Origin of the sequence: Variovorax sp. dw_308 (assembly GCF_019207085.1) — a bacterium.
Classification (GTDB): Bacteria; Pseudomonadota; Gammaproteobacteria; order Burkholderiales; family Burkholderiaceae_C; genus Variovorax.
In genome coordinates, this window is the sequence record NZ_JAATOM010000005.1 from 483,128 (window position 1) to 492,913 (window position 9,786).

Sequence of the window (9,786 nt, forward strand, 5' to 3'; positions counted from 1 at the left end):
TCGGAGTGTCAGGGCACGTTGGTGCCCGTCACCTGGAAGGGCTTGCCGGCCACGGCCATGCCGCCGCCGTACTCGACCGGCGTCGAGCCCGTGGCCTGCACCGGGCACGAACCGGCATTCGGGCACGCGCCGCCGTCCTGGAAGATGACCGGACCGTAGCGGTAGTTGCGCACGGACTTGCCGTTGTAGTCGGCCACGCTCAGCACGTTGTTCTGGTTCGCGAAGTTGTCCGAATCGTCGACCGCCACCGGATCCACCAGCAGGTTGTGCTGGAAGCTGCGCACGATGCTGCCGCCGTTGCCGCTGAAGCGCACCCACGAGACCGTCCGGTCGCCGCGCGAAGACACGATGACTTGCTGGTTCGGCGCATCGACGCTGCTGTTCGAAGGCTCGTTGCGGGAGGTAGCCAGCGAGGTCGGGTTGCGGCCGATGCCCGCGACGCTGCCCAGCTCGGCGATGGCGCTGGCCGCCGGGTTCGCGACCGATTCACCTGGCGCGTAGCCGCCCAGGCTGTAGATGTGCAGCGTGCCGTCCTGGGTGGCGACCCAGCCCTGCACCGCGCCACCCGAGATCGCCGCCTTCACCGCGGTCGGCCGGTTGGCGAGTGACACCGTCTTGATCACCGTCGGCGTTTGCGATGGCGTGTTGGCAAAGCTGTAGGGCCACTGCGCGTCAGCCGCGCCGAAGTTGGCCGTCTCGCTGTTGCGCGAGCTGAAGTAGACGCTGTTGACGAAACTGAAGAGCGGCTTCAGGTCGATGAAGGCCACCTTCTGCTCCGACTTCGAAATCACCACCGCCACGCCGCCCTTGGCATAGGTGGCGTAGTTCGCGCCGCCGCTGGCGAACTTCGGCCAGTTGGCGCTCAGCGGCGAATTGGTCGCGCCCAGGAAGCCGCCGCCGACCTTGATGGTCTTGTACGGATGCATGCCGGTGGTCGCCGCGATCTCGGTCGGCGCCGTCATGCCGGGCAGGTCGACGTAGCCGAGGATCTTCATGAAGCCGATGTTGCCCACGTTCGGCAGCCCGGGGTAGACGCCCAGCCACTCGTTCCACCAGTTGTACCAGCCGGTCGGATTGCCCGTGCTGCAGCCGTCGCACAGGCCGGCCAGCGCCACCACGGCGACCTGGCCCTTGAGCGCCGTCGTGTCCCATACGGTGACCAGCGCGAATTCGCTTTGATTGGTCAGCGCGACCGCCGTCGGCACCTTGTTGGCCGGCAGCGTCACGGTGGTCCGGTTGGTCGCGGTGTTGGTGCCGGACGTGGCGATGACGCCGTTCTGGAACACGACCACGCTCTCGGTGCAGAAGCCCGCCGTGACGCAGCGGCTCGCGGCGATCGGGTTGCCGCTGATCGTGCCCGCGGCCTGGTAGCCCTTCAGCGTCGCGCTGTCGAGTTGCGGGCCAGTCCAGCTCAATTGCGGCAACTGGGCGAAGGTGTTGTACATGTAGCCCGACACCTGGAAGTCGGTCACGCCGACGCGTGCGACCGAGTCGTCGGGCACATACACCAGGTTCGCCTGGTTGGTCGAGAAGGCACCGGCAGTTCCGGAGGGCGAACCGATCTGGTAGAAGAAATTGTTGACCGCGGTGCCGGGGACGATCAGTTGCGAGTCGCTGCGCTTGAACAGCGCCGGGCCGGTGCTGGTCGCGCCGCAGGACGACGAATCGGGGCCGTAGCGGTACGCGATGCCCGCGTCCTTGCTGAGTTGGCCGGCCATGGACTTGTAGGACGCCGGGACTACGTTCAGCGACGCATCGACGATGTCCGCGCTGGTGGTGCTGCAGGTCGTGGTGTTGGCGGGGACTGAGCCGGTGGCGGTGCTGGCGGAACCGGTCGCGCTGCCGGTCGTGCTTCCTGTCGTACCGCCGGCCGCGCTGCCCGTCGTGCTTCCGGCCGTACTGCCAGTCGTGGCACCGGTGCCGGTGGCGGCGCCGGCCCCACCAGCAACAATGGTCTTGCCATCCGCCGACACGCCAGCGGCCGTTGTTGCCGGTGCAGCAGTTGCGGCCGCGCCGGACGTGGTCGCGGCCGGCGCGAAGGCAATCCCTCCACCGCTACCACCTCCACCGCCACAGCCCACCAACGCGAAAGTCGCCAAAACCGACAAATATGTCTTATGTATTACGTTCAAACTACTTACCCTCAATTGACAGCTGCGGTTTTTACATGCATGCGCCGTGCCGAGGCAAATGGACTTTCAAACCCTTTCAGGGGTGTGCTGCGCTGCAACATGTCGTCGTTACAAATACACGGTGACGTTTTTGGCCGATGCGCCGGGGCTCGGCCACTGTGAAGACCCGCGCAGCCTAAGAAACTACGAGAGCGTGCGTTCACGTCCTACAACGCACAGCCCGGATCAATGTCAATCAAATGTCACTGACTAAGCTGGACGACGACTTCGCGTGGCGTCAGATGGAGCTCAGGCGGCCGAGCCGGCGATGTGCCCCCGCGTGAAGGCTTCCTCGAAAATCGAGTAGGCCGACCAGTCCGCATGCGCGAATGCCAGCCGGCCTGCGGTCACCGGCCCCGGGGCTTGGCCCCGCGACGCCAACTGGCCCAGCAGTCCGGGCGCCGGCATGGCCATCGCATGGCCATATCGCGTGATGTCGATGCGCGTCGCCTTGGAGCGCAGATCCGCATGCGGCGCCGAGAGTTCGGCCAGCAACTCATCGCGCCATGCCGCCCAGGGCAGGTCGAGCAGCAAGCGCCGCCCGTCGCCCGTGTCGTACCCGCTCGGCCCGAGCGGGCGATACCAGCTCAGCACCGTGGGCCCCGGCGTCGGATCCAGCGATTGGTGACGTGCGTCGACATAACCCAGCCCGCGGCTGCCGTAGACCACGTTGTCCCAGCTCGGCGCGGCGCCGGCACGGTCGGTCAGCGGGGCGCGAAGATGCACATTGGCAACCAGCCAGGGCGCATGGCGCACGTGGGCCGCCGCGTTGCGCAGCACCTCGGGCGGGTTCTCGACCACACGCGCAGCGATGAACACCGGCAACGCGACGATGCACCGCTCGGCCTGCCAGCGCACCATCGCTTTCGTCGCCGTATCGAAGGCATCGACCTCGACACCGCTGCGCGTCTCGGCAATGCGCGTGACGACGTGGCCCTTGCGGATGCGGTCCCCCAGCGGCTGCGCCATGCGGCGCGTGAGCCAGCCATTGCCCTCGGGCCAGGTCAGCACCGCGTCGCGCTCCGCGTTGTCATCGCCCGGCGCATGAAAACCGTGCCGGCTCGCGAAGTAGTGGATGCCGGCCCATGCCGAGACATGCGCAGCGCCGGCGCCGTAGTCGTCGCGGCAGCAATAGTCGAGGTACCAGCGCAGATGGGGTTCGTCGAAGCCCTCGCGGTCCAGCCACGCGGCGAAGGGCAAGGCATCCAGCGCCAGCAAGGTCGGCGCGAGCGGGGCGCGCAGGGTGGGGATGACGAAGCGAGCCTCGGCCTGCAGCGTATCGACACGCTGGCTGAACAGGCGGTACTGCGCCAGCGCGGTCGCGCCGACGCCTTGCACCGGCAACAAGCCGTCCTGCCATTCGCCCTCGATGAAGAGGCGCTCCTGCGGGCTGTGGCACAGGTGCCGTTCGTCGTACTGCCAGCGGCCGGCCACGCGCTGGCGCAGGCCGAGTTCCTCGAGCAGGTCCTGCACTTCGTGCGTCTCATCGCCGGGCACGGGAAGGTAGTGCGCACCAAGCGGGCAGGGGATGCCGCCAACCGCGCCACCACGGCTGTTGCCGCCGGCCGTGTCCTCGAGTTCGAGCAGCGCGAAGTCTTCGATGCCCGACAGGCGCAGTGCCCGCGCCGCCGCAAGACCCGCCACGCCGCCGCCTGCGATCACGACACGGGCACGTCGCGTCTGCGAAGGCGTTGCGCCGTGGAGGGCGCCGTCGCGCAAGGCGTGCCCGCGCACCACGTCAATGCCGGTGAAGCCACCTTCGATCCCGGCGTCCGGCGATTCGCAAGCGCCGAGCGCCAGCGCACTTGCACCCGCGCCAAGAAATGTCCGCCGTCTCATCGGCGTGAAACACCGCGGGGCCGGCCTCGCCGGGGCGCTGCCGTCGTGCCCTTCATCAATGCGCAACCACCTTGCCCCACTCCCGCTCGTAGGTGGTGACGAGGACCTGGTTGGACAGCCGATTGACCTCCGCCGGCACGCGGGCCATGTCCTTCGGAAAGGCGAACAGCAATGGCAAGGTGCCGGGCGTCAGGAATTGCAGGCCATCGGGCAGCGTGTCCGGCAGTCGATAGGGCCGCCGGCTCGCGATGATGTAGCCCCATTCGCCGAAGCTCGGCACATGCGCGTGGTAGGGCGTCGCGGTCATGCCGACCGATTCGATGGTTGTCACCACGGTCCAGAAACTCCGGCGCGCAACCAGCGGCGAGGTGGTCTGGATCACCGCATAGCCGCTGGCCGACAGGCGCTTGTCGAGCAAGGCATAGAAGGCATTCGTGTAGAGCTTGCCGATCGCGAAGTTGGTCGGATCGGGGAAGTCCACCACGATGACATCGAACAGATCGTCGGCCCCCGCGCTTGCCGCACCCACCTGCTGCAACCACTGGAACGCGTCGGCGTTCACGATCCGCACCTTCGGCGACTTCAGCGAACCGCCGTTCAGGGCAGCGAGCGTCTCGTGCTCGGTGAACAGCTTCGTCATGTTCGGATCGAGTTCGACCAGCGTCACCTGCTCGACCGACGGATATTTGAGGATCTCGCGCACCGCCATGCCGTCGCCGCCGCCCAGCACGGCCACCCGTTTCGGCGCACCGTGCGCAGCCATCGCCGGATGCACCAGCGCCTCGTGATACCGGTACTCGTCGCGCTCCGCGAACTGCAGGTTGCCGTTGAGGAACAGTCGATGCCCGAGTTGCCCCCGCGTCACCACGATGCGCTGGTACGGCGAGGTGGCGCTGAACACGATGCGGTCCTGGTAGAACTTGTCCTCCGCCACCGTGGTGATGTGGTCGGCGCCGGCGAAGGCCGCGGCGATGACCGCGAGCGTCAGCGCACAAGCCACCGCATGCGAGCCCACGCGCCGCAGTTCATGCCGGAACAGCCAAAGCGCCCACACCGCCACCGCCGCGTTCATGAATCCGAACAGCAGGCCCGTGCGGATCATCCCGAGCTGCGGCACCAGCAGCAGCGGAAACGCGATCGACACCGCCAGCGCGCCCAGGTAGTCGAAGGTCAGCACTTGCGACACCAGGTCCTTCAGCGCCACGTTGCGCTTGAGGATGCGCATGACCAGCGGAATCTCCAGCCCCACCAGCATGCCGACCACCAGCACCAGCCCGTACAACAGCAGGCGAAACGCCCCCGGCAGCCAGGCGTTCGCGATGAACAGGATGGCCGGCAGCGCGCCGCCCACCAGCGCCACCAGCAGCTCAATGCGCAGGAAGTGCGCGGGCAGCTGCCGCTCGAAATAGCGCGACAGCCAAGATCCCACGCCCATCGCGAACAGGTAGGTGCCGATGACCGTGCTGAACTGCAGCACCGAATCGCCGAGCAGGTACGAGCTGAGCGCGGCCGCGCTCAGCTCGTAGACCAGCCCGCAGGCCGCGATGACGAACACGCTCGCCAGCAACGCAACCTCGACCGGCCGCGCGCCGGCGCTGGCCCGCGCTTGCGGAAGCACGGCGCTCACGACAACGCCAGCGTCAATGAATCGCCGCCGCGACGATCACGCAGATGCCCAGGCTCATCGCGGCCACCACAAGCCCCAGCGCCATGTTCTGCTTCTCGACGATCTCGCGCCACAGGTCGTAGGGCGTGATCTTGTCGATGATCACGAACGCGACCCAGAACACCGCCACACCGATCACGGCGTAGATGAGCGAGCCGAGGATCACCCCCGGTTTCAGCCATTCAAATCCCATGGGGACCTCCAGTCAAAAGTCATTTCACTTATGCCCACCGCCACTCGAGAATCCGCCCGATGAACCACCCGAACTGCGGTAGCCGCCACCCGACGAACTGCTGCAGGTGCTCAGGATGATCAAGAGGATGATGATCACCACCACGATCAGGATGATGGTGCCGCAGCCCAGGCCCGACGCGGCGCTCACCGGCGACGCGTCCGCGCGCTTGAACATTTCCTTCTTCGCGTCGAGCTTGAAGGCGGTTGCCACGGTTGCGCTGTCGATCTTGTCGCCGGACGACCAGGTCAACTCGTTGGGCGAGCGCTCCATCGACAGCAGGCTGTTGCCGCTCGCGAAATCGCGGTTGGAGGTGGTCTGCCCGCGCTCGACCTTCCAGTAGAACTCGCCCGCCACATACGTCGTCTCGGCGTTGTACGCGTATTGCTGCAGGTAGCGCTTGCCGAGATAGGTGGCCGAGGCGCCGTTCTGGCCCATGGTCGGTGCGCCGGTGGTCGGCTTGACCACGCTCCAGCCGTCCTCGGCATCGACCAGGAAGCTGAAGCCGCGCTTCTTGTTGAACAGCAGGTATTCGTCCCAGCCGAAGTGCTCGTCATCGCCGGCCGCATGGCCCATGCGGTGCTGGAAGCCGACCACCTGCCACTGCACGCCCTGCAATGTGCCCAGCGAGCCGAGCGCGATCAGCGGGCGCACCGGCTCATCCTGCTCGGCATGCCTCAGCTCGCCGCCAATGCCTTGCGTCAGGTCGATGATGCTGCTGCAGTTGCGGCAGGTGATGCTCTTGCTGCTTTCGAAATTGACCGTGACCGTCGCGCCGCAGTTCGGACAGTTGAAGCTGCGTCCCTTGTCCTCCCTGGCCGACTCGCCGCGCAGGCCGGTGAGCTTCAGGTCGTCGAGCTGCACCGCACGGCCGAGGTAGGCGCCGGGTGGATCGGAGCCGTAGTCGAGGCTCAGCACGGCACCCTTGTCGCTGCGCAGCTCGACCACGGCGAAGGGTCGGCCCAGTTCAGGCAGCTTCGGCAACTCGCCCTGCGCTGACAGCAGCTGCACCTGCTCGTTGGAAGCGACCGTGTAGCGCTCGCCATTGATCGCGGCGGTGGCGCCGACGCGCAACGTGGCGGCCGGCGGCGCGGCCTGCAGCAAGTTGAGCGGCAGCGAGAAGACGAAGGCCCCGTTGTCCTCGCTCAGCGTGCCTGTCTGATCGCCGTCGAGCGCGGCGATCCACTCGGTCCAGCGCCCGCCCGCATAGCTGTACTGCAGCCGCCCGACCAGCGTGAAGGGCCTGTCCCGGACGCGCCCGGCCGCAAAGAGCTGCAGCGGGCTGAAGTCATCGAACAGCTCGGCCATCTTGCCGATGCGCGCGAGCGTCTCGCCCTGCCGCACCACCGTGCTCTGGCAGTAGGGGCAGACGGCGAAGGTCGACTGCGCCGAGCGAAACTCGACCGGCGCGCCGCAGCCGGGGCAGGGCGCGCGGTAGGCGCGCTGAGTTTCCTCAGCCAATCGCTACACCAGCTTCTTGAGCAGTTCCGCCTTCTTGGCGTCGAATTCTTCCTGCGTCAGGATGCCCTTGGACTTGAGCTCCCCGAGCTTCTCCAGCGTCGTCATCACATCGGCCGCGCTGACCACCGCCACCACCGGCTGGGCCACCGCCGGGCCGGCCGCCGCGGCATTGCTGTTCGTGTTCAAGCCCTGCGCGAGGTTGTGCGCCAGCACCTGCCCGAGCGCCACGCCGGCGCCCAGCCCCATCGCGTCCCCGGCGATGCCGCCACCGCCGCCCGCGCCTTCCGCGAACTTCGGAATCGCCTGCGCCGTCTGGTACTGCATGAACTTGCCCATGTCGTTGCCGACCATGCCCATGCCGATCTTCTGGTCGAGGATCTTCTGCAGCTCCTCGGGAAGCGACAGGTTCTGCACCGTGATGTTCTCGAGCTTGATGCCGATCTTGGCGAATTCGGGCACCAATTGCGTGGCCAGCGCCGTCGCAAACTGGATCTGGTTGGCCGCCAGGTCCAGGAAGGGCACTCCGCTCGACGCGATCGCGTCGCTGATGTTCTGCAGCACCAGCCCGCGCAGTTGGCCGTCCAGGTCGGCCGCGGTGTAGACATCGCGCGTGCCCGAGATCTCCGTATGGAACAGCCTGGCATCGCCGATGCGGAACGAGTAGTTGCCGAAGGCGCGGATGCGCACCGCGCCGAAGTCCTTGTCGCGCACCGTGATCGGCTGCGGCGTGCCCCACTTCTGGTCGACCTGCTGGCGCGTGCTGAAGAAGTAGACGTCGCTCTTGAACGGGGACTCGAACAGCTTGTCCCAGTTCTTCAGGTAGGTCAGCACCGGCAGCGTCTGCGTCGTGAGCTTGTACATGCCGGGGCCGAACACGTCGGCCACCTTGCCCTCGTTCACGAAGACCGCGACCTGCGACTCGCGCACGGTGAGCGACCCACCGTTCTGGATTTCCATGTCCGCCATCGGGAAGCGCCAGGCCAGCGTGCCGTCGCCGGTTTCGGTCCACTGGATGATGTCGATGAACTGCTTCTTGATGAAATCCATCAGGGCCATGGTCGCGCTCCTCAACTGGGTGGTCGGCAAGGTGGTTCTGCGGCGCGGATATTGCCACATCGGCATCGCGGCATGCCTTGATTTCATGCCCGTGCGCCGCGCCCTGCCGCGGTATCGCCTGCAAACCGAGGTCTACAATCGCGCCCCCAACAAACCATGTCGCCGACGGCTGAATGCGTGTGCCCAGCGACTGCAGGAGCCAGGTGTCCATGTCCGATTCCCCCGCGTCCACGACCACCCCCAGCGCTGAAGACAAGCGCGCCGAGCTGCGCCGCGCAGCGCTCGAGTACCACGAGTTCCCGGTCCCCGGCAAGATCGCCATCGCGGCAACCAAGCAGATGACGAACCAGCGCGACCTGTCGCTGGCCTACTCGCCCGGCGTGGCCGCCCCCTGCGAGGAAATCGTCAAGGACCCGGCCAACGCCTTCAAGTACACCTCGCGCGGCAACCTGGTCGGCGTCATCAGCAACGGCACCGCCGTGCTCGGCCTCGGCGACATCGGCCCGCTGGCTTCCAAGCCGGTGATGGAAGGCAAGGGCGTGCTGTTCAAGAAGTTCGCCGGCGTCGACGTGTTCGACATCGAGATCGACGAGAAGGACCCGGCCAAGCTGGTCGAGATCATTGCCGCACTGGAGCCGACGTTTGGCGCCATCAACCTCGAGGACATCAAGGCCCCGGACTGCTTCTACGTCGAGCGCGAACTGCGCAAGCGCATGAGGATCCCGGTGTTCCATGACGACCAGCACGGCACGGCCATCACTGTCGCGGCGGCCATGGTCAACGGCCTCAAGGTCGCGGGCAAGGACATCGGCAAGGTCAAGCTCGTGGCCTCGGGCGCGGGCGCCGCGGCACTGGCTTGCCTGAACCTGCTGCTCAAGGTCGGGTTGAAGCGCGAGAACGTGTTCGTCACCGACCTGGCCGGCGTGGTTTACGAAGGCCGCGAAGAACTCATGGACGACGACAAGCGCCAGTACATGCAGAAGACCGACATGCGCAAGCTGTCGGAAGTCATCGTCGGCGCGGACGTGTTCCTCGGCCTGTCGGCCGGCGGCGTGCTGAAGGCCGACATGGTCAAGAGCATGGCGCCCCGCCCGGTGATCTTCGCGCTGGCCAACCCCAACCCCGAGATCGCGCCCGAGGACGCGCACGCCGTGCGCGACGACGTGATCATGGCCACCGGCCGCACCGACTACCCGAACCAGGTCAACAACGTCCTGTGCTTCCCGTACATCTTCCGCGGCGCGCTGGACTGCGGCGCGACCACCATCACCGACGAGATGGAGATCGCCGCGGTGCATGCCATCGCCGACCTGGCCCAGGCCGAGCAGAGCGAACGCGTGGCCGCCGCCTATGCCGGCGAG

The 9,786-nt window shown here is 66.8% G+C and carries 8 protein-coding genes; 2 read left to right on the forward strand and 6 right to left on the reverse strand.

Annotation, left to right across the window (positions count from 1 at the left end; genetic code table 11):
• Positions 1-8: 8 nt before the first annotated feature.
• Entirely contained in the window at positions 9-1,718 is a 1,710-nt protein-coding gene (locus HCU76_RS14105; protein ID WP_218509681.1) for a hypothetical protein, read from the reverse strand.
• Between the two features lie 43 nt (positions 1,719-1,761).
• Between HCU76_RS14105 and HCU76_RS14110 the strand changes: the two genes are divergently transcribed.
• Positions 1,762-2,151 carry a hypothetical protein gene (locus HCU76_RS14110; RefSeq protein WP_218509682.1) on the forward strand — a complete coding sequence of 130 codons (390 nt, stop codon included), beginning with the start codon at positions 1,762-1,764 and terminating at the stop codon, positions 2,149-2,151.
• Positions 2,152-2,420: 269 nt separating this feature from the next.
• On the opposite strand, the gene HCU76_RS14115 is transcribed toward HCU76_RS14110, so the two are convergent.
• The 5 genes from HCU76_RS14115 to HCU76_RS14135 are packed head-to-tail and all read right to left on the reverse strand — an operon-like array spanning position 2,421 to position 8,425.
• Entirely contained in the window at positions 2,421-4,010 is a 1,590-nt protein-coding gene (locus HCU76_RS14115) for an FAD-dependent oxidoreductase (protein WP_218509683.1), read from the reverse strand.
• A 55-nt stretch (positions 4,011-4,065) separates the two neighbouring features.
• Positions 4,066-5,637, reverse strand: a complete 1,572-nt coding sequence (locus HCU76_RS14120) for a polyamine aminopropyltransferase (protein ID WP_371319822.1) — start codon at positions 5,635-5,637, stop codon at positions 4,066-4,068.
• Positions 5,638-5,650: 13 nt separating this feature from the next.
• Positions 5,651-5,869 (reverse strand): DUF350 domain-containing protein, encoded by a 219-nt coding sequence (locus HCU76_RS14125; protein WP_213957278.1) that lies wholly within the window; start codon positions 5,867-5,869, stop codon positions 5,651-5,653.
• Positions 5,870-5,893: 24 nt separating this feature from the next.
• Positions 5,894-7,369, reverse strand: a complete 1,476-nt coding sequence (locus tag HCU76_RS14130; RefSeq protein ID WP_218509684.1) for a DUF4178 domain-containing protein — start codon at positions 7,367-7,369, stop codon at positions 5,894-5,896.
• 3 nt (positions 7,370-7,372) lie between these two features.
• On the reverse strand, positions 7,373-8,425 hold the full coding sequence (locus tag HCU76_RS14135) for an SPFH domain-containing protein (RefSeq protein WP_218509685.1): 1,053 nt from the start codon (positions 8,423-8,425) through the stop codon (positions 7,373-7,375).
• Between the two features lie 209 nt (positions 8,426-8,634).
• Between HCU76_RS14135 and HCU76_RS14140 the strand changes: the two genes are divergently transcribed.
• Positions 8,635-9,786 (forward strand): malic enzyme-like NAD(P)-binding protein (locus HCU76_RS14140; RefSeq protein WP_305729952.1); only part of this gene is annotated, 1,152 nt, incomplete at its 3' end.